Genomic DNA, 23,267 nt, shown 5'->3' on the forward strand with positions numbered 1-23,267 from the left:
CTCCCACCGGACGTCACCCCTGTGGATACGGTCGTACAGGGCATGGAAGCGCCACTCCGGAGACTGCTTGGCCGCAGCCCACAGCGCGCGTTGAACTTTTCGCACCTTCAAGACGGACGCACGTCCGTCCACTACGACGGGACTTCCCCCGCCGGGGTGGTCGACCGGACTCCCTCCGGCCGTGCCCTCGCGCTTACCTCCGCCACGAGCGTGATCAAAGTCGGGGCCCTTCCCTCCCGGCGCGTTGTGTTGCACGCCGATCAGCGGTACTACAACCCCATCGGACCCCCGCTGCCCTCCGGACGACTTCACCATCGGCCTATACGTCCGGTCCCTTGCCCGACGCCAGGCGTGGTCGTGGGCCCCTCCTGCCCGATGGCGGGCAAGGAGGAAGGGTCTCTCCTGTTCCGGCCCGGACTGTGCACACGTGCCGCCCTCCGTACCCCGGGAGAACCCCGAGGGCTGACCCCGGAACAGGGCCCCCAGGACATGGCCTTCGCCCCGACATGACGGGCTCGGCTTCTCCGCTATAGATCTGACGAGGCTGCAAGGTTCGCCTGATGCTACGGCCCGCGTGCTTGCTCCCCCCGAAGAGGCTCTTGACATCCCGCTCAGCCCGCCGCGTCTCCACGACGAACCGGGACCTGCTACCGGGCACTCCGGTGTCTACCCGGACGGGACTCCCACCCGTAAGCCTGGACCAGCTTTCAGGACGCAACATGCCCCCGATCCTACGGAAGGGCTGCACAGATGTCTTGCACGAATGTCTAGGACTTTCGTTTTACACGCATGTACTAGACATGTGTCTGACACACCCGTACCGTCTTCTCCATGACCGCAACCACCGGCCGCGCAGGCCGTCGCGAATGGATCGGCCTGGCCGTCCTCCTGCTCCCGACGCTCGTCCTGTCCATGGACATGGGCGTGCTGTTCTTCGCCGTCCCGTACATCTCCACCGAGCTGGCGCCCAGCGGCACCCAGCAGCTGTGGATCATGGACATGTACTCGTTCCTGCTGGCCGGGCTGCTCATCACGATGGGCGCGCTGGGCGACCGGATCGGCCGCCGCCGGCTGCTGATGATCGGCGCCGCGGGCTTCGCCGCAGCCTCCCTGCTGGCCGCCTGGTCCGGCAGCGCCGAACAGCTGATCGCCGCCCGTGCCCTGCTCGGCGCCGCCGGGGCCACCGTGATGCCCTCGACCCTCGCGCTGATCCGCAACACCTTCCACGACGCCAAGCAGCGGCAGATCGCGCTCGGCGCCTGGGGCGGCGTGCTCACCGCCGGGGCCACCCTCGGCCCGGTCGCCGGCGGACTGCTGCTCGACCACTACTGGTGGGGCTCGGCCTTCCTGGTGGCCGTCCCGGTGATGGTCCTGGTGCTGCTGACCGCACCCGTCCTGCTCCCCGAGTACCGCGCCACCGCCCCCACCGGACGCTTCGACCTGCCCGGCGCCGCGTTGTCGCTCGCAGCGGTCCTGCCGCTGGTCTACGGCGTCAAGACGCTCGCCGTGGACGGCTGGAGCCCGTTGCCCGCCCTCGCCGCCGCGGCCGGACTGCTGCTGGCCGGCGCCTTCGTACGGCGCCAGCGCACCGCGGCGAACCCGCTGATCGACCTGGGCCTGTTCCGGATCCGCACCTTCAGCGGGGCGATCAGCGTCAACACCCTCGCGATGTTCGCGATGATGGGCTTCGCCCTCTTCACCTCCCAGTACCTGCAGCTGGTCAAGGGCATGAGCCCGTTCACCGCCTCGCTCTGGTCGCTGGTGCCGAGCGTCGGCGTCGGCGCCGCGATCGGGATCAGCTCGGCGCTGGCCGGCAAGGTCCGCCCGGCGGCCCTGATGGGCGGCGGCTTCGTGGTCGGCGCGGCCGGCTTCGCGATGATGACCCAGGTCGGCCCCCACTCGCCACTGGCCCTCATCCTCACCGCGGCGGGCGTGCTGGCCGCGGGCACCGTCGGCACCATGACGATGACCGCCGAGATGGTCGTCACCGCCGCTCCGGCCGAGCAGGCCGGCGCCGCCTCCGCCACCTCCGAGACCGCCGTCGAACTCGGCAGCTCCCTCGGCATCGCCCTGCTGGGCGCGGCGGGCGCCGCGGTCTACCGCCACCAGCTGGACGGCGCCCTCCCGGCGGGCGTCGACGGCGCGGCCGCCGGCACCGCCCGGGACACCCTCGGCGGCGCGGTCTCCGTCGCCGCCCACCTGCCCGGACGGCTCGGCCCGGACCTGCTGGAGACCGCCCGCGGCGCCTTCACCGACGGCCTGCACGTCGCCGCCGCGGTGGGCCTGGTCTTCGCGCTCGGTGCTGCCCTGCTGACCCACCGCCTCCTGCGCCACCTCCCCGCCGCCGCCCCGGCCGCGACCCCGGAGCAGGAGCCCGTCGCCGCCTGATCCGCCCCGGCCCGATCCCCGCGAGTCATCGAGAGCCCCCGCCCACCGGGCGGGGGCTCTCCGCTGTCCGCCGCGAGCCCGGACCGGCCTTCGGAAGGGCCCGGCGCGCGGGCGGCGGGGCGTGCCAGGGTGGCGGCATGGTGAACGATCACGGGCGGGTGCGCGCGAGTTACGACACGGTGGCGGAGGAGTACCTGGGGCGAATCGGGGGTGAGCTGGCGCACAAGGTGGTGGACCGGGCGCTGCTGGGGGCCGTCGTGGAGGAGGCGGCCGGCGGGGTGGTGGCGGACCTGGGCTGCGGGCCGGGGCACGTGGCCGGGTGGATGGCCGGACTGGGCGCGCAGGTGGTCGGGATCGACCTCTCGTCACGGATGGTCGAACTGGCCGCCCGCGAGCACCCCGGGGCCGCGTTCCGCACCGGCGACCTGCTGGCGCTGCCCGCGGCCGACGGGGAGTTCGCGGCCGCCGTGGCGCTGTACTCGGTGATCCACCTGGCACCGGACGAGCTGCTGCCCGCGTTCACCGAGATGCGGCGGGTCCTGCGACCCGGCGGGGTGCTGCTGGTCTCCTTCCACCTGGGCGCGGAGGTGCGGCAGCTGGACGAGTGGTGGGGACACCGGGTCGACGTGGACTTCCACTTCCTGGAGACCGGCGCCGTCGCCGCCCGCCTCACCGAGGCCGGATTCGCCGTCGAGGTGCGGCTGGAGCGGGAGGGCCTGCCCGAGGAGGCCGACACCCGGCGCGGCTACCTGCTGGCGCGGCGGCCGTAGGGCGGGTCTGACGCGGCCCGGGCGCCGTCCACCCGGGGGTGGACGGCGGAGCGTCCACCCCCGGGTGCGTGTCGCGGCGGCCCGGGCGCAGGACTGTGGAGGGGCGACCACGACCGTCAGGAGCCAGTCGATGTCCCTGCCGTCCCTCCTCTCCCTGCTCGGGGTCCTCTGCTGGATCGCCTACGAGCTGCTGCTGCGCCGCCGTGAGGACAGCGCGGCCGGCACCTGGCACGCGGACGGCCGCGACCGCGGCTCGACCCGGCTGCTGCTCTCCTGCTACGTCGCGTCCGTGCTGGCCGTGGTGCTGTTCGACCGCGCCTCGATCGGCGAACCACCGGCCTGGGCCCGCTGGTTCGGGGTCGCGATGGTGGTCGCCGGGCTGGCCCTGCGGGCCTGGGGCATGCGGACCCTGGGCCGTTACTACACCCGTACCCTGCGCACCGTGGACACCCAGCAGGTGGTCCGCTCCGGCCCGTACCGGCTGATCCGCCACCCCGGCTACGCCGGCAGCCTGCTGGTCTGGATCGGCTACGCCCTCGGCTCCGGCGGCTGGGCCGCGGCCCTGGCGGTCGCCACGCTGCTGCTCGGCGCCTACGGCTGGCGGATCGCCGCCGAGGAGCGGCTGCTGCTGGCGTCCGTCGGCCCGGCGTACGCGGAGTACCGGAAGGAGTCCGAGCGCCTGGTGCCGTTCGTCTACTGATCGCGTCGGCGCACTGCGGGTGCTCCCGGGCGCCCCGGTGGGGCCGGCTCGCCCACGATCCGCTCGAACGGCACCTGCTTTTCGGCCAGCGTTTCCCGGCCGGTGTATCCGTTCGCCGTCAGGTCCAGGCATACTGGCGAGCATGGGCGCTCGCGCCCACCCGTGACTCTAGACAAGAAGGGACCGGTGGCCAGGGATGCTGCGGAACGGTCTTGAGCCCTGGCACATCTTGGTGGTGCTGGCGGTCGTAGTCCTGCTGTTCGGATCGAAGAAGCTGCCGGAGATGGCCCGCGGTCTGGGCAAGTCGATGCGCATCCTGAAGGCGGAGACCAAGGCGATGCGCGAGGAGGACACCCCGGCGGACGCCGGCACCGCGCAGAGCACGGCCGCCCCCCAGCAGGGCGCCGACCGCCCGGCCGTCACGCCGACCAACGTGACCAAGGCCGCCGAGACCAAGCACACCGAGACGAGCGCCTGAGTCGTCCGGACTCCCGTCGAGCCCCTGGTGGATCCTCCACCAGGGGCTCGACGCCGTTCCGGGGGCCCGGAGACACGGACGGGGGTGGCTCCGAGGGCGGATCGGCCGAACAGCCGATCAGGGCGGGCGGGAGCCGTGCCGGCGGGGAAGGCTGAGCGGATGTCCGAGAATCCTCCTTCCCCGCCCCTCGACTTCCGGTCCGGGGCGTGGCTGCTGAGCGCGTTCACGCTGCTGATGGTCGGGTACTTCACGCTGCCTCTGGAGTGGTTCGGCGACCGTCGGCCGGTGCTGAGCTGGCTGGTCTTCACAGCGGCTCTCGCCGGGATGACGTGCCTGATGGTGGCCAAGATCATCGGGGTGCTGCGGGGGACGGCGAAGCGGCCGGTGGTCTGGCTGGCCTTCCTGATCTTCCTGGCGATGACCGTCTTCTCGGCGGGGTACTACGCGATGGGTAGGCACAAGGCCGAGTTCGTGGGGCTGGAGACGCGACTGGACGCGCTGTACTTCACGGTCGTGACGATGGCGACGGTGGGGTACGGGGACATCACTCCGGCCGGCCAGACGGCGCGGCTCGTGGTGGTGCTGCAGATCGGGTACAACTTCGTGTTCCTCGCGACAGCCGCCGGGACGGCGTCCCGGACGGTCCGGAACGGTCTCGAACAGCGGGTGCGGCGCGAGGAGTGAATCCGGCCCGGCGACCCACGCACCCGAGCCGCCGCACGGCCTGTCGGCCTGTCAGCGGATCTTCCCGGGCGGACCCGCGCCACCGCACGGGGTTGTCCACAGGCTGTGGATCCCCTCATCGGGCGCGGGCGGGTACGACGCAGCGGCTTGTCGGGGCTCCCGGGGCGACGGTACCGATCGCCTGCCCGGGCACGTTCGGGCGCGGCGTCAGTCGTCCTGGTTGTCGGCCGTCGCGTGGAGCGTGGTGAAGAGCGCTCCGAGGCGGGCGTTCCAGTTGGCGTAGGTGAGGGGGTCGATGGCGTGCTTCTTGCCCAGGTCCTTGACCGTCTTCTGGGCGGCCTTGAGTTCCTGGGCGGCGTCACCGGGGTCGCCCTCGTTGAGCCGGGCGGCGGTGTCGTCGAGGATCCGCAGCAGCTCCGCCTGCTTGTCGCGTTCCTTGCCGATCGGGGCCTGGGCGACGGCCTGACGGAAGGACTGGAGCTGGAGGGCCGCGGGCTGGTTGCGCGGGACGGCCTGGGTGGGTGCGGGGAGCGCCGTCGGGGCGCTGGGGGCGGCGGAGGTGCCGGCCGGGGCGGGGGCGCCTGCCGTCGGGGTCGCGGCCGGGGCGGTGGGGGCCGCCGCGGAGGCGGCGGCCGCGGGTGCCTTGGGGGCGGCGGCGTTGCCGGCCGACTCGTCGAAGGCGGTCAGGAGCAGGGCGGTGACCCCGGCCAGGCCCGCTATGCCCAGGGCGCCGAGGACGAGGGGCTTGTTGCGGCGGCTCCGGGTGGGTGTGGGCCGTGCGAGGTGGGTGGGCTGCGCCGGGTGGGGCGCGGTGGGGTGGGACGGGGCGGGTGGCATGGCCTGGACCGGGGCCATCACGGAGGTCGCGGCGGGAACGGGGGGCTGCGGCGCCTGGGACGGGAGCAGGGTGGTGTGCTGCTGGTCCGGGTGGACCGGGGCCACCGGCGGCAGCAGCTGGGTGGCCGCCGAGGTGGTGGCGAGCAGTTCGGCGGTCGGGTCGCCGACGGCCAGGCCCGGGACGGTGGAGAGCAGCTCGGCCCGCGCCGCGGTGGCGTCGGCCGGGCGGTGGGCCGGGTCCTTGGCCAGCAGGCGCAGCACCACGGCGTCCAGGGCCGGTGGCAGGCCGGGACGCCGGGCGGACGGCGGCTGGGGCTGCTCGCTGACGTGCTTGAAGGCGATCGCCACCGGGGACTCGGCCGTGAACGGGGTCTCGCCGGTGAGCATCTCGGTCAGCACGCAGCCGACGGCGTAGAGGTCGGTGCGGCCGTCCAGGGCGGAGGCGGTGGCCTGCTCGGGCGAGAGGTAGGCGGCCGTACCGAGCACGCTCGCGGTCTGGGTCAGGTTGCTGGAGGAGCCCGCCCGGGCGATGCCGAAGTCCACCACCTTCACGCCGCCGTCGTCGGTGATCATGATGTTCCCGGGCTTGATGTCCCGGTGCACCAGCCCGGCTCCGTGAGCGACCGCCAGCGCCTCGCACACCGCCGCCGCGATGCCGACCGCGCGCTCCACCGGCAGGTTCGGCTGCTGGACCAGGACGGCGGCCAGCGAACGGCCCTGGACCAGCTCCATGACGATGAACGGGGTGTCCTGGTCCACGCCCGAGTCGAAGACCATGACGATCCTCGGGTGCACCAGCATGGCGGCGTGCTGCGCCTCGCGGCTGAAGCGCTCGGCGAAGCGGGGGTCGTCGGCGAGGCCCCCGTTGAGGACCTTGACGGCCACCTGACGGCCCAGCACTCGGTCGATGCCGCGCCAGACGGTGGCCATGCCGCCGACGCCGAGCATCTCGACGAGTTCGTAACGCCCGTTCAGCGCCCGTCCGATCACCTGGGACTCCCCTCACGTGCGGCGCCCGGGGTTCCGGGGATGCCTTGTGCACTCGTGCACGATAGCCGCCTTGGGTTGAGGGACGGCTGGGGGCTGTGGGGGGTTCTGTTGGGGGGCAAGCTCTCGGGAGGGTGGGTGCCGGGGCGGTTCCGGGAGTGGCCGCTCCGGGGGCTGGGTGATTTTCAGACTGCCGACCCTGTGGGTGGGGTGTGGGCGTCGTTGGCAGTCTGAAAATCACCCGTCACGCCCCCTTCCGCAGCCACCCCCTCCACCGCCCCTTCCGCAGCGCGTCCCTCTCGCCTGGGTTGAGTGGGGGGAGGTGGGTGGTGGGTTGAGTGGGGGGAGGTAGGTGGTGTCGTAGCGGCGCTTGGTCGCGCGTGCGGGGCGGGGGTGGGGGAGACTGGGCGCATGCCGGAGCTGCCTGAGGTTGAGGCGTTGAGTGTCTTCTTGGCGGAGCGGTTGACCGGGCGGGTGGTCGCTCGGGTGCAGCCGGTGGCGATCAGTGCGTTGAAGACGTATGACCCGCCGGTGACGGCGTTGGAGGGGCGGACGGTCGGAGCGGTGACGCGGCGGGGCAAGTTCCTGGACATCGAGGTGGGTGGGTTGCACCTGGTGGTTCATCTGGCCCGGGCGGGGTGGCTGCGGTGGAAGGACAGCCTGCCGGTCGAGCCGCCGCGGCCGGGGCCTAGGAATCCGCTGGCGTTGCGGCTTCGGTTGGAGGGTGGGGACGGATTCGATCTGACCGAGGCGGGGACGAAGAAGGGCCTGGCCGTCTATGTGGTGAGGGACCCGGTGGAGGTGCCCGGGGTGGCCGGGCTCGGGCCGGATCCGCTGGATCCGGGCTTCGGGGTGGAGGATTTCGCGGCGCTGTTGCGGGGCGACCGTCGGCGGATCAAGGGGGTGCTGCGGGATCAGAGCGTGTTGGCCGGGGTGGGCAACGCGTACTCGGACGAGGTGCTGCACGCGGCCCGGATGTCGCCGTACAAGCTGGCCTCCAGCCTGACGGAGGAGGAGACGGCGCGGCTGTACGAGGCGCTCGGCGGGACGCTCCGGGAGGCGGTGGAGCGTTCGCACGGGCTGGGGGCGGGGGAGCTGAAGGCGGAGAAGAAGCTCGGGTTGCGGGTGCACGGGCGGACGGGGCAGCCGTGTCCGGTGTGCGGGGACACGGTGCGGGAGGTGTCGTTCGCGGACTCCTCGTTGCAGTACTGCCCGACCTGCCAGACCGGCGGCAAGCCGTTGGCGGACCGGCGGCTGTCGCGGCTGTTGAAGTGAGGCCCGCTCCAACAGCCGCGTCGCGCGGGCGTCAGCGCTTGACGGCGACGCCGCCCCAGTAGTACGCCGCCTTGGGGTCGGCCGGGGGCTCGCCGTCCGGGCGCCAGGCCAGCACCGGGGCGACGCCGGGCTCGACCAGCTCCCAGCCGTCGAAGAAGCGGAGCACGTCGTCGTAGCCGCGGGGCACCAGGGTCATTCCGCCGGCCCGGGCGGCCTCGGCGACCTTGCCGACCGCCTCGGGGTCGAAGTCGGGCGTGGGGGTGGTGAGGGCGAGGCAACTGCCGGAGGGCAGGGCGTCGCGCAGCGCGGCGACCCGGCTCCAGGGGTCGTCCTCGTCGGCGATCAGCATCAGTACGGCGATCATCAGCAGGCCGACCGGCTGGGTGAGGTCCAGCGTGGAGGTGAGCGCCGGGTCGGCGAACAGTTCCTCGGGCTTGCGCAGGTCGGCGTGGATGTAGGTGGTGCGGCTGGCCGGGCTGGAGACCATCAGGGCGCGGGCGTGGGCGAGCACGATCGGGTCGTTGTCGACGTAGACGACCCGGGTGCCGGGGCTGACCGCCTCGGCGATCTCGTGGGTGTTCGGCGAGGTGGGGATGCCGGTGCCGAGGTCGAGGAACTGGCGGATGCCGTGCTCCTGGGCGAGGTGGCGGACGGCCCGGCCCTGGAAGGCGCGGTTGGCCTTGGCCATCTCCTTGACGCTGGGCACGGCCTCCTCGATGGCCTGGCCCATGGCGCGGTCCGGCGGGAAGTTGGTCTTGCCGCCCAGCCAGTAGTCGTAGACGCGCGCAGAGTGCGGGGTGGTGGTGTCGACGCCGAAACGTTCCCACTGGCTCGGCTCGGCGTCGTCGTCCTGCGGGCCCTGCTGGGGGAAGTCCTGACTTGTCGTCATGGCCACGTCCTCTGATGGCAGATCATCACACTGGGGAAGGCACAGCGTAGCGGTCCTGACGGGAGGCGGTGCGTCCGGTCGGGGAGGACGCGTTGACGGGGTGGGGTGGCGGCCCTTCGGCCGGCTTTGTGGGCCGTCGGAGTGGTGGTCGGGAGGGCCGGTGATCGGCGGGGCAAGCATTCAGAATGCTGTCTGATCGTCAGATTAAGTCTTCGATGAGCTCTCGGATCGCGTCGCGCAGGTTGCTGTTGGTCGCGGGCGGGATGTCGCTGCTCGGTGCGGCCTCCGGTTGCAAGAGCCCCTGGAGCGGGGACGGGGATTCTTCCTCGGCGCCGGAAGCGGCGGCGGGCGTGCGGGAGGTGCTGGTGCCCGCAGGGGAGTCGCCCTCGCCGTCCGCTCCGTCCGCGTCCGCCTCGTCCCCGGTGCCCTCGCCGGTGCCGCCGTCAGCCTCCGGCTCCGCGTCGGGCGTGCAGCCCGTCCGCAAGCCGTTCAGCGAGGCCGAGAACAAGCCCGTGTACGAGCTGGACCCGGCGCAGCGGGTGGTGGCGCTCACCATCGACGACGGTCCGGACCCCAAGTACACGCCCGCCGTGCTGGACCTGCTCCAGCAGCACGGGATCCGGGCGACCTTCTTCATGATCGGCGAGAACGCCGTGGAGCACACGGCGCTGGTGCGGGAGATCGCGGACCGCGGCCACCACATCGCCAACCACACCTGGACCCATCCCGACCTGCGGCACATGTCGGAGGGCGCGGTGCGGGACGAGCTGGAGCGCACCTCCGAACTGCTGCACCGGACCACCGGGCGGACGCCCACCTGGTTCCGGTCGCCGGGCGGTGACTGGTCGCCGGTGTCGCTCAAGGTGGCCGCCGACCTCGGGCTGCGGAACATGGGCTGGTCGGTGGACCCGAGGGACTGGTCCCGGCCGGGGACCCCGGCGATCGTCGACACGATCCTCAAGGAGGTCCGGCCCGGGGCGATCGTGCTCAACCACGACGGTGGCGGCGACCGCTCGCAGACGGTGGCGGCGCTGAAGACCTATCTGCCGGTGCTGATCGATTCCGGGTACCTCTTCACGGCGCCGCCGAACTGAAATGCGAATGTCGGACATTGGATGTCGTCGGCATATGCCAGTCGGACAGGTATTGGTTTTGCCGTTTAAACCACCTGATCAGGTGTATTAGGAGAAGCGTTTCTGCGGTTTTTGGGCTCTAGGGTGATCTCGCACCAATTCATCGGGTACTTCCGAGTACCGCCTGAAAGGCCTTACCCATGCGTCTCCGCAACGCCGCGCTCGCCGTCTTCAGCGCCGTCGCCCTCGTCCTCGCCGTTCCGATGTCCGCCAACGCCGCCGTCGGGGACTTCCTCTACAAGGTCGGCCCGGGCGTTCCGGCCGGGATCGCCGACCCGCGGAGCGGCAAGTGCATCAACCTCTTCGGGGCCACCGAGAAGGACCCGGCCTTTGCGCCGGAGAACCTCACCACCTCGACGGCGACGGTGTTCCTGGACTTCGACTGCAACGGTGACACCTTCTACGTGATGAACCCGGGGAAGATCCTCGGCGACCGGCTGAAGCTGCGCTCGGTGATCTTCTCCTGAGCGGCACGGACCGCGGGGTGGCCCGGGCCGGACGGTCGGCGTAGCTTCGAACTGTCCGGCCCGGTCGCCGGTGCCTCGTCGTGCCCTTGCGGTCTGCCTGTGCCCGTGGTCGGGCGGAGCAGTCTGGGCAGAGCGAAGGAGGGCCCGGGATGACCGGCAACGGCTACGCACACCCCGAGGCGTTGGTCCGCACCGAGTGGCTGGCCCACCACCTGGACGACGGGACGGTCCGGGTCGTCGAGGTCGACGAGGACACCACCGCCTACGACCGGGGCCACATCCCCGGCGCGGTCGGCTGGAACTGGGCCACCGACCTGCACAGCCAGGTCGGCCGCGACTACGCGGACCGCGAGGGCGTCCAGCACCTGCTGCGGGCGGCCGGGGTGGAGGACGACACCACCGTGGTGCTGTACGGCGGCAACAACAACTGGTTCGCCGCCTACGCCTACTGGCTGCTGCGGCTGCGCGGCTTCGGGCCGGTGAAGCTGCTGGACGGCGGGCGGAAGAAGTGGGAGCTGGAGGGGCGGGAGCTCACCCACGAGGTGATGGACTACCAGCACACCGCCTACCGGCTGACCGGGCCGGAGCGGCCGGAGCTGCGGGCGCTGCGGGACGAGGTGCTGGCCAAGGCGGAGGTGTTCGCCAAGCCCGGCGCGGACGCGGTGCTGGTGGACGTCCGCTCCCCGGCCGAGTTCCGGGGCGAGCTGATCGCACCGCCGAACCTGCCGCAGGAGCAGGCCCAGGTGCCCGGGCACATCCCCGGCGCGGTCAACGTGCCCTGGTCGCAGGCGGCCAACGACGACGGCTCGTTCCGGTCGGCGGAGGAGCTGCTGGCGCTGTACGGGGGCAAGGGCGTCGAGGCGGAGCGCGAGGTGATCGCCTACTGCCGGATCGGCGAGCGGTCCGCGCACACCTGGTTCGCGCTCACCGAGCTGCTGGGGTACCCGCACGTGAAGAACTACGACGGCTCCTGGACGGAGTACGGCTCGCTGGTGCGGGCACCGGTGGCGCTCGGGGGCTGAGCCGCCGGACGGGTGTGACGGCCGGGGTTCGTGACGGCGTTGCGGCGGCGCCATTTCGGCGCATTTCTTTTCATGAACATCTCACGATCGGGGAGTGGACCGCGGGCCACCGGGACAAGGATCGATCCGACCCATCGTTCCGGTGATCCTGGAGGACCACGTTGCGCAAGAGGCTGATCGTCTCTGCTGCCAGTGCCCTGAGCCTGTTCCTGGCCGTCCCCGCCTCGGCCGCCGACTTCCAACCCGGCGCGGCCGGGGCCGGCGACCCCTACTACCCGACCTACGGAAACGGCGGCTACCGCGTCTCCCACTACGACATCCGGCTGAAGTACCAGCCGGCCACCGACGAGCTGGAGGGCACCACCACCATCCTCGCCACGGCGACCCAGAACCTCTCCCGGTTCAACCTCGACTTCGCGCTGAACGTCTCCGAAGTGCGGGTCAACGGGCGGCCGGCGACCTTCGCCACCAGCGGAGAGCAGGAGCTGGAGGTCACCCCGGCCCGGCCGCTGGCCAAGGGCGACCAGGCCACCGTGGTGGTCCGCTACAAGGGCGTGCCGTCCACCGTGAAGAAGTACGGCTTCACGGCCTGGCTGCGCACCCCGGACGGCGCGGTGGCGGCGGGCGAGCCCGAGTCCGCCTGGTGGTGGTTCCCGAGCAACGACCACCCGAGCGACAAGGCCACCTTCGACGTCTCGGTGCAGGTGCCGGACGGCAACCAGGTGATCAGCAACGGCATCCTGACCGGCACGACCTCGCAGGCCGGCTGGACCCGCTACAGCTGGCGCGAGAACAAGCCCCAGGCGACCTACCTGGCCACGCTCGCCGTCGGCAAGTTCGACATCAGCACCGACACCACGGCCAACGGGCTGCCGGTCTACAACGCGTACAGCAAGGACCTCGGCGACAACGCGGACGCGGCCCGCTCCAGCGTCGAGCGCACCGGCGAGCTGGTGGACTGGCTGAGCGGCTACTTCGGCGACTACCCGTTCAGCTCGGTCGGCGGCTACGTGCCCAACGTCCCGACCGGCTTCGCCCTGGAGACCCAGACCCGGGTCTTCTACAGCCCCCGGCAGTTCTCGAAGGGCGCCAACACCTCGGTGGTCGTGCACGAGCTGGCCCACCAGTGGTACGGCGACAGCGTCTCGCTGTCGCGGTGGAGCGACATCTGGCTGAACGAGGGCTTCGCCCGGTACGCGCAGTTCCTCTGGTCCGAGCACGAGAACGAGGGCACCGCGCAGGAGCTGGCCGACTACGTCTACGCCTCGCACCCGGCCGACGACGCGTTCTGGACCGTCAAGCCGGGCGACCCGGGCCCGGACAACCAGTTCTCCGGCGCCGTCTACGACCGGGGCGCGGTGGCCATCCAGGCGCTGCGCAACGCCGTCGGGGACGAGAAGTTCTTCCGGATCCTCAAGGGCTGGCCCACCGAGCGCAAGTACGGCAACGCGACGATCCCGGACTTCCAGGCGTACGCGGAGAAGGTGTCCGGGCAGAAGCTCGGGGACGTCTTCAGGACCTGGCTGTTCACCGCCGCCAAGCCGGCCGTCGGTCCGGTGGCGCCGGCGGCCGCGCAGCCGGCCTCGCCGGCGCCGGGTGCGCGGGCGGACGCGGCGGACCGGGGCGACGGGCAGCTGCCGGTGGAGCTGAAGTCCTGGAAGAAGATCCAGGAGACCAACTCCGTGCACGAGGCGCACTGACGCCGCGGCCGCGCAGGTGAGCAGGTGACGGGCGTGGCCCGGTCGGCCGCCCGGGACGGAGTTTCCGTCCCGGGGCGGGGGTCGGCCGGGCTACGCCGCTCCGGAGCCGTCCGCGGCGAGCAGTTCGGTGAGGCGGCGGACGGCGAAGGGTATGAGCTCGCGGACCGGGATCAGACGGCAGGGCGCGTCGCCGACCAGCACCTCGCGGATGCCGGCCAGCTCCTCGAACTCCCGCCCCACGACCGGGAAGTGGGTGCCGTTGTCGTTGCCCACGTCGGGCGCTTCGAGCCAGACCCGCTCGCCCTGGATCGCCATCGGGAAGCGGCGCAGCTTGAGCCGGCGGTTGGGGGCGAAGGTCTCGGCGTAGTGCAGGAAGGTGTTGCGGTTGTGCCCGACGCCGACCAGCAGCACGTAACCGCCGAGGTCGTGCAGGGCGCCGAACGGGGACTCCCGGCCGACGGCGAAGCCGAAGGAGCGGCGGGCGGTCACCTCCCGGGCGTGGGCGCCGACGGCGGCGACCGAGGCCTGCGGGTGGGTGCTGCGCAGGCTCTCCGGAAGCCCGCGCAGTGCCTCGGCGACCGCTCCCATGCGGGAGGGCAGCTCGGGGTGGAACAGCGGTACGGCGTCGCGGAGTTCGGCGATCGCGGGGGTGGGCAGGCCGGCGTGGTCGGGCGCCGGGTCGCACACCGTGTCGGTGGTGAAGGTGGGCACCACGACAGTGCCGCCCGGCCCGACGGCCTCGCGCAGGCTGGCCACCACGGCCGCCGCCCCGCCCTCGACCCGGCCGAGGCTGGAGAGCGAGGAGTGCACGATCAGTGCCATGTCCGGGCGGACGCCGACCCGGCGCCAGCCGTCCACGAGGTCGGCGGTGGTGAGCGGGCTGGTGCCCGGAGTGGTCATGGTCCCCCCTGGTGGCGGTGCGGCGCACGCGGTGGCGTGCGGTGCTGGGTGGTCGGGTGCGGTCCGGTGTGCGGTCGGGCGTGCCGGTGCGGGTTCGTGCCGGTGTGGTCCGATTGTTCGGGCCCGACCATAGCGGGTGGCACTGACAATCGGTCAGGAGGAGGGGGTACCCTCCGTCAGTCCACCACGGGGCTGCGACGCTCGACCATGACCACGTCGCGCCAGCGGCCGTGCAGTCGGCCGATCCGCTGACGGGTGCCGACCACCCGGAAGCCCGCGCGCCGGTGGAGGGCGAGGCTGGCGGTGTTCTCCGGGAAGATGCCGGACTGCACGGTCCAGATCCCGGCGGCGTCGGTGGAGGCGAGCAGCGCGTCCAGCAGGGCCCGTCCGACACCCCGGCCCTGGGCGGCCGGGTCGACGTAGACGGAGTGCTCGACCACGCCGGCGTAGGCGTCGCGGGCGGAGACGCGCGCGACGGCGGCCCAGCCGAGGACGCGGTCGCCGCCGGGGGCGTCGGGGTCGAGGGCGACCAGGCGGTGTTCGGGGAGCTTGGCGGCGTCGAACGACTCCCAGGTGGGGGCGGTGGTCTCGAAGGTGGCGTCGCCGGCGTCGATGCCCGCCTGGAAGACCGCCAGGACGGCCTCGGCGTGCTCCGGGCGCATCGCGGCGATGCGCGGGCCGGTCGCCGGTGCGACGGACGGTCCGGTGGTCATCGGGCGTCCGCCGCGGCCAGGACGCGGGCCTCCTGCTCGGGGGTGAAGCCGTGGTCGAGCGGGGGTTCGCCGCGGCCGCGGTCCCAGGCGAGGACGTCGGCGGCGGTGACCGCGAGCGGGGTGGCGGGCAGCCCGGCCGCGCGGGCCCGGGCCGGGTCGCGCTGCTGGCCGGCCCAGAACCCTTCGGCCCGTACCAGGGGGAAGAACGGCGGCGCGGTCTCCGGGGGGACGGGCACGATCTCGATCTCGCTGCCCGCGACCTCGGCGCAGGTCGTGATCAGCCCGCCCAGGGTGGTCGGTTCGGCCGGGCCGACGGCGTGGAAGGCGCCCGGCCGCCCGTCCTGGAGCAGCCGGAGCACCAGCCGGGCCAGATCACGCGAGTCGACCACCTGGACGGGCTGTCCGGGGCGTGCGGGCAGCGCGATCCGGCCGCCGCGCGCCGCCCGGCGCACCCAGTACGTCAGCCCGCGGTCCTCGTCGTGCGGACCGGCCACCTTGCCGGGGCGCACGATCGTCGACCGGTCGCCGTAGCGGGCGGTGACGTCCTGCTCGCAGGCGACCTTGAGGCGGCCGTACGTCGCCTCGGTCAGGTCCTCGGCGTCTCGCAGCGGGGCGCGGAGCGGGGCGGACTCGTCCGAGAAGGGGGCGAGCCCGCCCTGCTGGTAGACCGCCTGGGTGGAGACGAAGAGGTAGCGGCCGACCCGGTCGCCGAGGACGGCCATCGCCTGGCCGACCTGGCGGGGCCAGAAGCCGCTGACGTCCACCACGGCGTCCCACTCGCCCCCGCGCAGGGCGGTGTAGTCGCCGGTGTCCCGGTCGCCGAGGAGGTGACGGGCCCCGGGGAAGAGGCCGGGGTTGGTCCTGCCGCGGTTGAAGAGGGTGACCTCGGCGCCGCCGCGCAGGGCGTCGGCGGTGATCGCGCGGCCGACGAAGGAGGTACCGCCGAGCACGAGGATCCGCATGGGCTCCAGGCTATGACCGGGTGTCAACCGGTTTCGGTCAGTCAGGGTGCCGGGCCGTCTCGTGGTCGGTGAGCTTCGGGTAGTCGGTGAAGCCGGTGGCCGTCTGGCCGTAGAGGTGGGTCTCGTCCACGGGGGTGAGCGGTGCGCCGGCGGCGAATCGTTCCGGCAGGTCCGGGTTGGAGATGAAGGCGCGGCCGTAGGAGACCAGGTCGGCGAGTCCGGCGGCGAGCACCGCCTCGCCGCGTGCGCGGTCGGTGGCGTCGCGGTTCTCGCCGACGTTGGCGATCAGCGGGCCGGACCAGCGGGGACGCAGGTCGGCCAGGGCCGGGTAGTCGTCGTTGTCGGTGAGGTGGAGGTAGGCCAGGCCGAGGCCGTCGAGTTCGGCCAGCAGCGCCCGGTAGACCGGTGCCGGGTCGGCCTCGAACATGCCGAACTGCGGGTTGCCGGGTGAGAGGCGCAGGCCGAGGCGGTGCGGGCCGACGGCCTCGGCGACGGCCTTGACCAGCTCGATCGGGAAGCGGAGCCGGTTCTCCAGGGTGCCGGGGCCGTACTCGTCGGTGCGCAGGTTGGTGTTGTCGGCGAGGAACTGGTGGATCAGGTAGGAGTTGGCGCCGTGCAGCTCCACGGCGTCGAAGCCGGCCGCCAGCGCGTTGTGGGCGGCGGTGACGTGGTCGGTGACGGTGCGCCGGATCTCGGCGCGGGTCATCTCGCGCGGGGTGACGGCCTGGGCCTTGCCGCCGTCCCGGACGTGCACCGGGCCGGGGGCCGGGACGGCGGAGGGGCCGGCCGGAACGTCGCCGAGCAGTCTGTTCAGCGGGTGGCCCTGGCGGCCGCCGTGCATCAGCTGGGCGACGATCCGCCCGCCCGCCGCGTGCACCGCCTCGGTGACGGAGCGCCAGCCGGCCACGTGGGCGGGCGTCTCCAGGCCGGGCAGGCGCCAGCCGGACTGCCCCTCCCGGCTGGGCCAGATGCCCTCGGTGACGATCAGACCGGCGCTCGCGCGCTGGGCGTAGTACTCGGCGACGACGGGCAGCGGCGTACCGTCCTCGGCGGCCCGGTAGCGCGTCATCGGGGCCATCACGACACGGTTGGGCAGGTCGAACTCGCCGAGGCGGTACGGGCTGAGCAGGGATTCGGTGGTGGTGGTCATGCCGGTACCGTAAAACCTGACACTAGTGTGAGGTTCAACCTCCGGGGCGGGCGCCCCGGCCGGGGGGCGAGGCTTCGGCGAGGATCAACTCCTCGATTCCGTGGAGGAATTCGGCCATCGCGCGGCGCGGGAGCACGGCCGGTTCGGCGGTCAGCGCGTGCCGGTGCGTGCCGATCGCGGCGGCATGGGTGCGCCGGACGAGCTCGCCGAACTCCGCGGTGGCGTCCGGGAGATGGAACGGGCTGCCACCGGCGACCAGGCTCACCGCGTTGGTCGGCTCGGGCGGGCAGCGGTTGCTGACCGCGACGTTGAGCACGGCCTCGGTGGTGCCGGCGAGACGGGGGTTCCCTGCTTCTCTCGACATGAAGTATCTTGATGTCGAGATTGACGGTGGACGTGAAACGAGGGCCTTGTCATGCGGGGGAAGGGGCTGTGGGCGCAGCTGCGGCGGCCGCCGGGTGGACGGGACGCCCGGATCATGCTGCTCGCGCAGGGCGTGGACCGGACCGGCAGCGGGGTGTGGGCGGCGGCCTCGGTGCTGTACTTCACCTACGTGTGCGGGATGGACGCCGGACGCCTCGGACTGTTGCTCGGAGTGGGCGCCGTAGCGGGGATCGTCGGCTCGCCGCTGGCCGGGCGGGCGGCCGAGCGGCTGCCGGTGCGCGGACTGCTGATCGGTTGCCACCTGCTGCGGGTGGCCACCATGGGCCTGCTGCTGGTGGTCGACCACTTCGCCGCGCTGCTGCTGTCCGTCGCCCTGACCTGCCTGGCCGAGCGCGGGGCCAAGACCCTGGAGATGCTGTTCGCCACCCGGGTCGCGGGCGAGCGGCGCGCCACGTACCAGGCACTGTTCCGCAGCGTGGCCAACGGCGGGTACGCGGTCGGTACGGGCTTCGCGGCGATCGGCCTGGCGGTGGGGAGCGCGACCGCCTACCGGGCGCTGATCGTGGCCAACGCGCTCTCCTACCTGCTGGCCGCCGCGCTGATCCGGCGCACGGCGGAGCCGGCGGGACGCGGGCTGGTGGCGGAGGTGCCGCCGCCCTCCGCGCCCGCTCAGGAGGTGGCCGGCGGCGAGCCGGCGGCCGTACCGAGCCCCTGGCGCGACCGCGGCTACCTGCTGTTCGTGCTGCTGGACCTGCCGATGTGCCTGGACGACTCGGTCCTCAACGTCGGTCTGCCGCTGTGGCTGATCCACCACACCGATGCGCCGCACGCCGTCGTCCCGGCCTTCCTGACCCTCAACACCGTGATGGTGGTGGTGCTGCAACTGCGCGTCTCCGCCTGGGCCGAGAACCCGCGCGGGGCGACCACGGCGGTCGGCTGGTACGGGGTGCTTCTGCTCGCGAGCTGCGGGCTGATCGCGCTCTCGACCGGCGGCGGGCCGGTGGCCGCCTCGCTCACCCTGCTGGCCGCGGCGGCGCTGGTCACCCTCGCGGAGCTGATGCGCTCGGTGAGCTCCTGGGAGCTGGCGGTCAGCCTGGCTCCGCCGCGCGCCAAGGCCTCCTACCTGGGGGTGGCGGGGATGTCCCAGTCGGTGCAGAAGTCGGTGGGGCCGATGCTGCTGACCGGGGCGGTGATGGCGGCCGGTCCGGTGGGCTGGCTGGCGCTCGGCGCGGCGTCCACCGGTCTGGCCGCGGTGCAGCGCCGGGCGAGCCTGCGGCGGCTCGCGGCGCTGGAGGCAACGGCGGGGGCCGTGGCGGGGGCGCCGTCGTCGTCGGCGGTCGGCTGAGAGATCCTGGTGCCCGGAACGGGGCGGGACGACCTGACGGGCGGTGAGCGGCGCCGGCCCGCACCGCATCTGCCGGCAGTCGGACGAGTTGTGGGCCCACGGGCCAGGGGCCCACTGGGCGTGGGCTCACGGGTCGTGGGACACGGCTTCGCCCCGCCCCCGGCTGGAGGACGGGGGCGGGGCGAAGGGGGCCGAGTTCAGGCGATGGTGCCGCGAGGGCGCCGGCGGCGGAGGGCGAAGGCGCAGCCCGCGAGTGCCAGGGCTGTGCCCGAAGCGCCGATGAGCAAGGGGGCGGGGGAGGAGGCGTCTTCCGTCCTCTTCGCGACGCCGTAGCCGCTGGACATGCCCGTGGTGTCGTACCCCGAGCCGGGCAGCTTGTCGGCGTAGCGGGCCTTCACCAGCTTCTGGTAGTCGCTCAGCGAGACCGACGAACGGCCCTCCAGGCCCTGCCGCGCCTGGTCGTTGAGCGGTTCGACCGTGGTGAGCCTCAGCCGGTACCAGCCGCGGATCTGCGGCTCGGTGAACACCAGGGTCCCCACCGTGGCCTTGCCCGCGTACGCGGCGTCACTGTCGCCGTCGCGCACGGCCGCCAGGTGCCACCCGCCGCCCTGGGTGGGGGCGAGCATGACCGTGGCGTTCCGTCCGTTGACCGGGGCGTTCAGCGCGGAGACCAGATGACTCAGCCGGACCGCCTCGGTGGCGATCGGCAGGGACGTCCCCGCGACGAAGCCCGGGGTGATCTCGTTCAGCGCCAACGGGTCCTTGATGGTGAACGCCGGCAGGCCCTCGCACGGGTCGGCCTTGTCGGGGATCGGCTGCGGCGCCCCGGCCCCGTCGCCCTGGGGCACCGGAACGCTGAGGAAGCGGCAGACGGTGTTGTGGACGTCGGCCGACTTCACCAGGTCGAGGGCGGCCTGGTAGTCCGGGATGTCCGCCGGGAGCGGGTCCATGGGTGCGACCGCGCGGGCGGGGCCGGCGACGGACAGCAGCGCGGATGCGCTCAGTACCAGGACGGTGGTCAGGCGGGAGAGGCGGGAGGCCGCCCGCTTGCTGGACGTTCTTGTCTCGTGCATGCCGCCTGCCTTAACGGGAGATGCCGATCCGGGAGTGGGTCCACTTGAACGAGCTGTTGCTGACGTAGTCGTTGTAGTTCCACCACGTGTAGGTGGCGGTGTCCGGCCACGGGTCGGCGACGGCGATGGTGTTGTCCGACGTGTTGAATCCGTAGACCACGTTCATGTGGCCCCCGCCGGACGTCCACCCGATGCGGGCGGCGACCGGCCGGGCCGCCTTGACGTCGGTGTAGACCTGGTTGAACGTCGCCGCGCTGCTCAGGCCCGAGCCGGGGTGGGTCATGCCGAGGCTGCTCCAGCCCCTGGCCATGTCGTCGAGCGTGGCGGGCTGGTTGTTGCAGCCGTAGTAGGGCTGGGCCCGGGTGCAGAAGTCCGTCTGGGTGCTTCCGTAGCCCTGGAACTTGGCGATCGTCAGTCCGGAGGCGACCCAGCACCACTGGGTCTTCTCCTGCTTGTACATGCCGATGTTGTCCTGCCCCGCCTCGGCGTGGGCCGGGCTCCCTGCGGCGGCGAGCAAGCCCGAAGCCGTCAGTGCGACGGCCACCGTCGTGGCCGCGAACGTGGATCTGCCCATCGTCCTGCCTTCCCGCGAAAGTGCGATGAGTGCCGGGGGATCTGGCAGGGTTATGACAGCACGAATTGTCGGCGTCACACATGGTGTGTACAGAAACTGCACTCGCACAGGTGAGTTGCCATATGGGCACACAGGATTCCCGATGATGCCGGGGAGCCTGTCCCCTACCCGCTCTGGATGAGCGGCGGGATCGTGCCCGAACTGCCGCACGGCAATCGCGCAGTGTGGCGGGCACGAAGATCGGCTGCACCCACCAGGAGACTCCTGATCAGCGACGCTCACCAGCAGGTCGTCGGTGCTGATGCGGGAGTCCATCCGCGATGCGTGGGTGCGGGCGAGGGGGCGAGTTCTTCGGTGCCTCCCGCTCGATCGGCAGGCCGCGGCCGGCCTCCTCGTGTGTGGAACCAGGCCAGAAAGCTCCTCGGGTGCAGGAGCCGGTCCGGATGGGTGGCCAGGGCGCGGGCATTGACGGCGCGGGCACGCTCGACCCGGCCCGGGTGGATGTCCACGCCGGTCACCGAGGCGAAGCGGAACTCCGTAGCGCCAGGGCTGCGCCCAGCCCGCGCCCGCAGCCGGCCTCGGCCATCGCGACCACCTGCCTTGATCGCTTTGACCGGTTCCGCCGGTGCCTGACGACGTCGCGGGCTCTGATCGCGTCGACTGCGTGTGCGGGGCAGGTGCCCGAGTGCGATGCCGATCTCGACCCGGACAGATCATCTGCGCCCGAAGTGTCGACGGCAGTCCGGTTGGGATGGCCAATTCGGCCCAAACCCGACCTTAAACCGTGAGCCTGCTCACGCTGGAGCAAGGTCCACGACGGGCAATAGTAGCCATGCTCCGGCCCCGTCCGCGAACCCTGATCGCGACATTCGCGCAGCTAGGGGGCCCTGGACGGCAGTGCGGGCCACCCTTTGAACCGACGCGGACCGCCCCTGTCATACGACGGCCGGTCGTAACAAGGGGGTCTTGGCAGCGGCCGATCCCGCCTGGCAACAATTGCTCGACCCAGTCACACCGGCTCCTGTCCCGCCGGATGTGGCTCACTGCCGAAACGCGCCCCGCGACCACTCTGCCCCTGTCCGGCCATGATCCGGGCGGGGCGTGACACCGGCCCAACCCGATTGAGGTCCTGCTCGCTATGCCCAGCTTTAAGCTTCGTACGCGCACTTCTGCTGCTGTTCTCGCCGGCGCCGCAGCTCTGACCGGCCTGGGTGCGGCTCTGGTGCCCGCCACCGCCTCCGCTGCGACCCTGTCCCCCAAGGCCATCGCCGCGCAGATGGTGCCGGCCAACCAGCTGGCCTCGTTCAGCCAGATCATCTTCCACGAGTCCAGCTGGAACGTGCACGCGACCAACGCGAGCTCGGGCGCCTATGGCCTGGGCCAGGCGCTGCCGGCCTCCAAGATGGCCTCCGCGGGTGCGGACTGGCGGACCAACCCGCGCACCCAGATCAAGTGGGCGCTGAACTACATGAACACCCGCTACGGCAGCCCGAACGCCGCCTGGGCCTTCTGGCAGACCCACCACTGGTACTGAGCCGACCGATCGGCTCACCTGACCCCCACCCGCGACCTTGATTCACCCTCCCCCTCACCTCGGGGGCGGACAGGGACCACCGGGATGGCCCGGCAGGGCCCGTGCCTGCGGGATGCGTGGCACGGGCCCTGTCGCGGTTGTGCGCCCGTCGGCGACGGCGGCACCCAGTTGCACGTGCCAGACCGGCTGCCGCCCCGACGCGGGGCCGGCCGGGGCGGAGCAGTCACTCGACGATGACCGCCATGTCGCCGTAACTGGCGTACCCGGCTGCGAAGGTCGCCGCGCTGATCTGCAGCTGCCCACGGGCCGGGTCGTTGACCAGATACTGCCCGTTGCTGACCGCGGTCACGACGACGGTGTGCTCGGACGGGCCGGCGTAGGGCACCACGCGGCCGTCGTACGCGGTGTACGAGCCCGCCGCGACGTCACGCCAGTTGTAGTCCACCCAGACGATCGCCAGATGTCCCGCGGCAACCGCGCTGCCCAGCTGGGCGGGGGAGATCCCCTGTCCGGCCGCCGCCACGGACAGGCCGTAGGACTGCGCGGCCCGGGCGATCGGCGGATAGTACACGCCGAAGCCGGTACCGGCCGCTTCCGAGCCGTTGGGGTTTCCCACGAATGCCCGGAACGGGTCCCCGGACAGCGACCCGGAGACCCCTGCCTGGGGATGCGCCAAGTCGACGCCGATGCGTCCGAGCACGTCCTGGTCCGACACCTGCACCCCCCGTGCGGCCAGCACCATGCGCAGGGAGGCCGCCTCGCAGTCGTTGCCCAGTTGCTGCTGGTAGGCCGGGACAGCGACGGGGGCGGCGCTCGACGGGGACGTGCCGACCACCGTGACAGCGCTGGTCAGGACGGCGGTGAGGGCCGCTACCAGCCTGCCGTGCCGCTTCCTCGGCAGCCGGCCCGGCACTGGGCACATCCCGGCGCTCGGTGCGGTTGCGGGTGCCGGGGCCGCGGGTGGGACCGCCCGTCGCGGGCTCGGGTGCGGGCACCGCCCGCCGTTCAGGAACTCCTCGTGGTTCTCCACGGCTCATCTCCTTCCCATGGCAGCCCATGCCCTGAGGGCCGGACATCCGCCGCCGACAGTCGACCTGCACAGGCCGACGCCAGCCCCGGGTGTCCCCTCCATCGAACCTCGGCTTCGCCCGCTTCGCCTCGCGGCGACCAGCGCTGGCGGAACCGGCCACCGTGGTGTAGGCGGCAGGAGCTGCCCGGCCAACTGCGGTCCGTCAACCCCCGCCGAACCGGTGCCGGGTACGAAGGAGTCCCGCCGACGACACTGCCTCCGCACCGCGCTGG

The 23,267-nt window shown here is 72.4% G+C and carries 22 protein-coding genes; 12 read left to right on the top strand and 10 right to left on the bottom strand.

Features of this window, described 5'->3' with window-relative positions; genetic code table 11:
• Nucleotides 1–831: 831 nt before the first annotated feature.
• From ACFV1W_RS22030 to ACFV1W_RS22050, 5 genes are all read left to right on the top strand, one after another.
• The gene (locus ACFV1W_RS22030) at nt 832–2,388 is read left to right on the top strand and encodes an MFS transporter (RefSeq protein ID WP_380418901.1); all 1,557 of its coding nucleotides are present in this window, start codon (nt 832–834) and stop codon (nt 2,386–2,388) included.
• 137 nt (nt 2,389–2,525) lie between these two features.
• Nucleotides 2,526–3,158, top strand: a complete 633-nt coding sequence (locus ACFV1W_RS22035; RefSeq protein ID WP_380418902.1) for a methyltransferase domain-containing protein — start codon at nt 2,526–2,528, stop codon at nt 3,156–3,158.
• Between the two features lie 130 nt (nt 3,159–3,288).
• Nucleotides 3,289–3,858, top strand: coding sequence for a methyltransferase family protein (locus tag ACFV1W_RS22040; protein WP_380418903.1), 570 nt, complete (start codon nt 3,289–3,291; stop codon nt 3,856–3,858).
• A 196-nt stretch (nt 3,859–4,054) separates the two neighbouring features.
• Entirely contained in the window at nt 4,055–4,336 is a 282-nt protein-coding gene (gene tatA, locus ACFV1W_RS22045) for a Sec-independent protein translocase subunit TatA (protein WP_380418904.1), read from the top strand.
• 159 nt (nt 4,337–4,495) lie between these two features.
• The gene (locus tag ACFV1W_RS22050; RefSeq protein ID WP_380418905.1) at nt 4,496–5,020 is read left to right on the top strand and encodes a potassium channel family protein; all 525 of its coding nucleotides are present in this window, start codon (nt 4,496–4,498) and stop codon (nt 5,018–5,020) included.
• Between the two features lie 207 nt (nt 5,021–5,227).
• Here the strand turns inward: ACFV1W_RS22050 and ACFV1W_RS22055 are convergent, their stop codons facing one another.
• A complete protein-coding gene (locus ACFV1W_RS22055) occupies nt 5,228–6,847 on the bottom strand; it encodes a protein kinase (RefSeq protein ID WP_380418906.1) in 1,620 nt (539 codons plus the stop codon).
• Between the two features lie 408 nt (nt 6,848–7,255).
• Here ACFV1W_RS22055 and ACFV1W_RS22060 point away from each other — a divergent pair, with 408 nt between their 5' ends.
• Nucleotides 7,256–8,119, top strand: coding sequence for an Fpg/Nei family DNA glycosylase (locus ACFV1W_RS22060; RefSeq protein ID WP_380418907.1), 864 nt, complete (start codon nt 7,256–7,258; stop codon nt 8,117–8,119).
• Between the two features lie 31 nt (nt 8,120–8,150).
• Here ACFV1W_RS22060 and ACFV1W_RS22065 read toward each other — a convergent pair whose 3' ends face one another.
• A complete protein-coding gene (locus ACFV1W_RS22065) occupies nt 8,151–9,008 on the bottom strand; it encodes an SAM-dependent methyltransferase (protein WP_380418908.1) in 858 nt (285 codons plus the stop codon).
• Between the two features lie 215 nt (nt 9,009–9,223).
• Between ACFV1W_RS22065 and ACFV1W_RS22070 the strand changes: the two genes are divergently transcribed.
• The 4 genes from ACFV1W_RS22070 to ACFV1W_RS22085 all read left to right on the top strand — a co-directional run bounded on the left by ACFV1W_RS22070 (nt 9,224) and on the right by ACFV1W_RS22085 (nt 13,330).
• The gene (locus ACFV1W_RS22070; RefSeq protein ID WP_380418909.1) at nt 9,224–10,102 is read left to right on the top strand and encodes a polysaccharide deacetylase family protein; all 879 of its coding nucleotides are present in this window, start codon (nt 9,224–9,226) and stop codon (nt 10,100–10,102) included.
• 179 nt (nt 10,103–10,281) lie between these two features.
• The gene (locus tag ACFV1W_RS22075) at nt 10,282–10,608 is read left to right on the top strand and encodes a hypothetical protein (RefSeq protein WP_380418910.1); all 327 of its coding nucleotides are present in this window, start codon (nt 10,282–10,284) and stop codon (nt 10,606–10,608) included.
• A 149-nt stretch (nt 10,609–10,757) separates the two neighbouring features.
• Nucleotides 10,758–11,630 carry a sulfurtransferase gene (locus tag ACFV1W_RS22080; protein ID WP_380418911.1) on the top strand — a complete coding sequence of 291 codons (873 nt, stop codon included), beginning with the start codon at nt 10,758–10,760 and terminating at the stop codon, nt 11,628–11,630.
• Nucleotides 11,631–11,791: 161 nt separating this feature from the next.
• Complete coding sequence (locus tag ACFV1W_RS22085) at nt 11,792–13,330, top strand: M1 family metallopeptidase (protein WP_380418912.1); 1,539 nt, start codon at nt 11,792–11,794, stop codon at nt 13,328–13,330.
• Nucleotides 13,331–13,420: 90 nt separating this feature from the next.
• Here ACFV1W_RS22085 and ACFV1W_RS22090 read toward each other — a convergent pair whose 3' ends face one another.
• From ACFV1W_RS22090 to ACFV1W_RS22110, 5 genes are all read right to left on the bottom strand, one after another.
• Nucleotides 13,421–14,230 (bottom strand): aminoglycoside N(3)-acetyltransferase, encoded by an 810-nt coding sequence (locus tag ACFV1W_RS22090; protein ID WP_380418913.1) that lies wholly within the window; start codon nt 14,228–14,230, stop codon nt 13,421–13,423.
• A 176-nt stretch (nt 14,231–14,406) separates the two neighbouring features.
• The gene (locus ACFV1W_RS22095) at nt 14,407–14,943 is read right to left on the bottom strand and encodes a GNAT family N-acetyltransferase (protein ID WP_380418914.1); all 537 of its coding nucleotides are present in this window, start codon (nt 14,941–14,943) and stop codon (nt 14,407–14,409) included.
• Entirely contained in the window at nt 14,940–15,905 is a 966-nt protein-coding gene (locus ACFV1W_RS22100; RefSeq protein WP_380418915.1) for an NAD-dependent epimerase/dehydratase family protein, read from the bottom strand. The genes ACFV1W_RS22095 and ACFV1W_RS22100 overlap by 4 nt, the downstream gene beginning before the upstream one ends.
• Nucleotides 15,906–15,942: 37 nt before the next feature.
• Nucleotides 15,943–17,055, bottom strand: coding sequence for an alkene reductase (locus ACFV1W_RS22105; RefSeq protein ID WP_380418916.1), 1,113 nt, complete (start codon nt 17,053–17,055; stop codon nt 15,943–15,945).
• A gap of 34 nt (nt 17,056–17,089) precedes the next feature.
• A complete protein-coding gene (locus ACFV1W_RS22110) occupies nt 17,090–17,419 on the bottom strand; it encodes a hypothetical protein (RefSeq protein WP_380418917.1) in 330 nt (109 codons plus the stop codon).
• Nucleotides 17,420–17,470: 51 nt separating this feature from the next.
• On the opposite strand from ACFV1W_RS22110, the gene ACFV1W_RS22115 reads away from it, so the two are divergent.
• A complete protein-coding gene (locus tag ACFV1W_RS22115) occupies nt 17,471–18,784 on the top strand; it encodes an MFS transporter (protein ID WP_380418918.1) in 1,314 nt (437 codons plus the stop codon).
• A 197-nt stretch (nt 18,785–18,981) separates the two neighbouring features.
• Here the strand turns inward: ACFV1W_RS22115 and ACFV1W_RS22120 are convergent, their stop codons facing one another.
• Both ACFV1W_RS22120 and ACFV1W_RS22125 read right to left on the bottom strand, forming a co-directional pair.
• Nucleotides 18,982–19,857: a hypothetical protein gene (locus ACFV1W_RS22120; protein ID WP_380418919.1), complete on the bottom strand. Its 876-nt coding sequence runs from the start codon at nt 19,855–19,857 to the stop codon at nt 18,982–18,984.
• A gap of 10 nt (nt 19,858–19,867) precedes the next feature.
• Nucleotides 19,868–20,431: a papain-like cysteine protease family protein gene (locus tag ACFV1W_RS22125; protein WP_380418920.1), complete on the bottom strand. Its 564-nt coding sequence runs from the start codon at nt 20,429–20,431 to the stop codon at nt 19,868–19,870.
• Nucleotides 20,432–21,569: 1,138 nt separating this feature from the next.
• On the opposite strand from ACFV1W_RS22125, the gene ACFV1W_RS22130 reads away from it, so the two are divergent.
• The gene (locus ACFV1W_RS22130) at nt 21,570–21,965 is read left to right on the top strand and encodes a transglycosylase SLT domain-containing protein (protein WP_380418921.1); all 396 of its coding nucleotides are present in this window, start codon (nt 21,570–21,572) and stop codon (nt 21,963–21,965) included.
• A 223-nt stretch (nt 21,966–22,188) separates the two neighbouring features.
• On the opposite strand, the gene ACFV1W_RS22135 is transcribed toward ACFV1W_RS22130, so the two are convergent.
• Complete coding sequence (locus tag ACFV1W_RS22135) at nt 22,189–22,995, bottom strand: C39 family peptidase (protein WP_380418922.1); 807 nt, start codon at nt 22,993–22,995, stop codon at nt 22,189–22,191.
• Between the last annotated feature and the right edge of the window lie 272 nt (nt 22,996–23,267).

Source organism: Kitasatospora sp. NPDC059648, assembly GCF_042734825.1.
Lineage (GTDB): Bacteria > Actinomycetota > Actinomycetes > Streptomycetales > Streptomycetaceae > Kitasatospora.

Coding starts and splice junctions, on each gene's coding strand:
- ACFV1W_RS22065 (WP_380418908.1), bottom strand. CDS start 9,008: ATGACGACAAGTCAGGACTTCCCCCAGCAGGGCCCGCAGGACGACGAC.
- ACFV1W_RS22050 (WP_380418905.1), top strand. CDS start 4,496: ATGTCCGAGAATCCTCCTTCCCCGCCCCTCGACTTCCGGTCCGGGGCG.
- ACFV1W_RS22090 (WP_380418913.1), bottom strand. CDS start 14,230: ATGACCACTCCGGGCACCAGCCCGCTCACCACCGCCGACCTCGTGGAC.
- ACFV1W_RS22080 (WP_380418911.1), top strand. CDS start 10,758: ATGACCGGCAACGGCTACGCACACCCCGAGGCGTTGGTCCGCACCGAG.
- ACFV1W_RS22075 (WP_380418910.1), top strand. CDS start 10,282: ATGCGTCTCCGCAACGCCGCGCTCGCCGTCTTCAGCGCCGTCGCCCTC.
- ACFV1W_RS22100 (WP_380418915.1), bottom strand. CDS start 15,905: ATGCGGATCCTCGTGCTCGGCGGTACCTCCTTCGTCGGCCGCGCGATC.
- ACFV1W_RS22095 (WP_380418914.1), bottom strand. CDS start 14,943: ATGACCACCGGACCGTCCGTCGCACCGGCGACCGGCCCGCGCATCGCC.
- ACFV1W_RS22110 (WP_380418917.1), bottom strand. CDS start 17,419: ATGTCGAGAGAAGCAGGGAACCCCCGTCTCGCCGGCACCACCGAGGCC.
- ACFV1W_RS22060 (WP_380418907.1), top strand. CDS start 7,256: ATGCCGGAGCTGCCTGAGGTTGAGGCGTTGAGTGTCTTCTTGGCGGAG.
- ACFV1W_RS22120 (WP_380418919.1), bottom strand. CDS start 19,857: ATGCACGAGACAAGAACGTCCAGCAAGCGGGCGGCCTCCCGCCTCTCC.
- ACFV1W_RS22040 (WP_380418903.1), top strand. CDS start 3,289: ATGTCCCTGCCGTCCCTCCTCTCCCTGCTCGGGGTCCTCTGCTGGATC.
- ACFV1W_RS22035 (WP_380418902.1), top strand. CDS start 2,526: ATGGTGAACGATCACGGGCGGGTGCGCGCGAGTTACGACACGGTGGCG.
- ACFV1W_RS22030 (WP_380418901.1), top strand. CDS start 832: ATGACCGCAACCACCGGCCGCGCAGGCCGTCGCGAATGGATCGGCCTG.
- ACFV1W_RS22115 (WP_380418918.1), top strand. CDS start 17,471: ATGCGGGGGAAGGGGCTGTGGGCGCAGCTGCGGCGGCCGCCGGGTGGA.
- ACFV1W_RS22130 (WP_380418921.1), top strand. CDS start 21,570: ATGCCCAGCTTTAAGCTTCGTACGCGCACTTCTGCTGCTGTTCTCGCC.
- tatA (WP_380418904.1), top strand. CDS start 4,055: ATGCTGCGGAACGGTCTTGAGCCCTGGCACATCTTGGTGGTGCTGGCG.
- ACFV1W_RS22105 (WP_380418916.1), bottom strand. CDS start 17,055: ATGACCACCACCACCGAATCCCTGCTCAGCCCGTACCGCCTCGGCGAG.
- ACFV1W_RS22070 (WP_380418909.1), top strand. CDS start 9,224: ATGAGCTCTCGGATCGCGTCGCGCAGGTTGCTGTTGGTCGCGGGCGGG.
- ACFV1W_RS22125 (WP_380418920.1), bottom strand. CDS start 20,431: ATGGGCAGATCCACGTTCGCGGCCACGACGGTGGCCGTCGCACTGACG.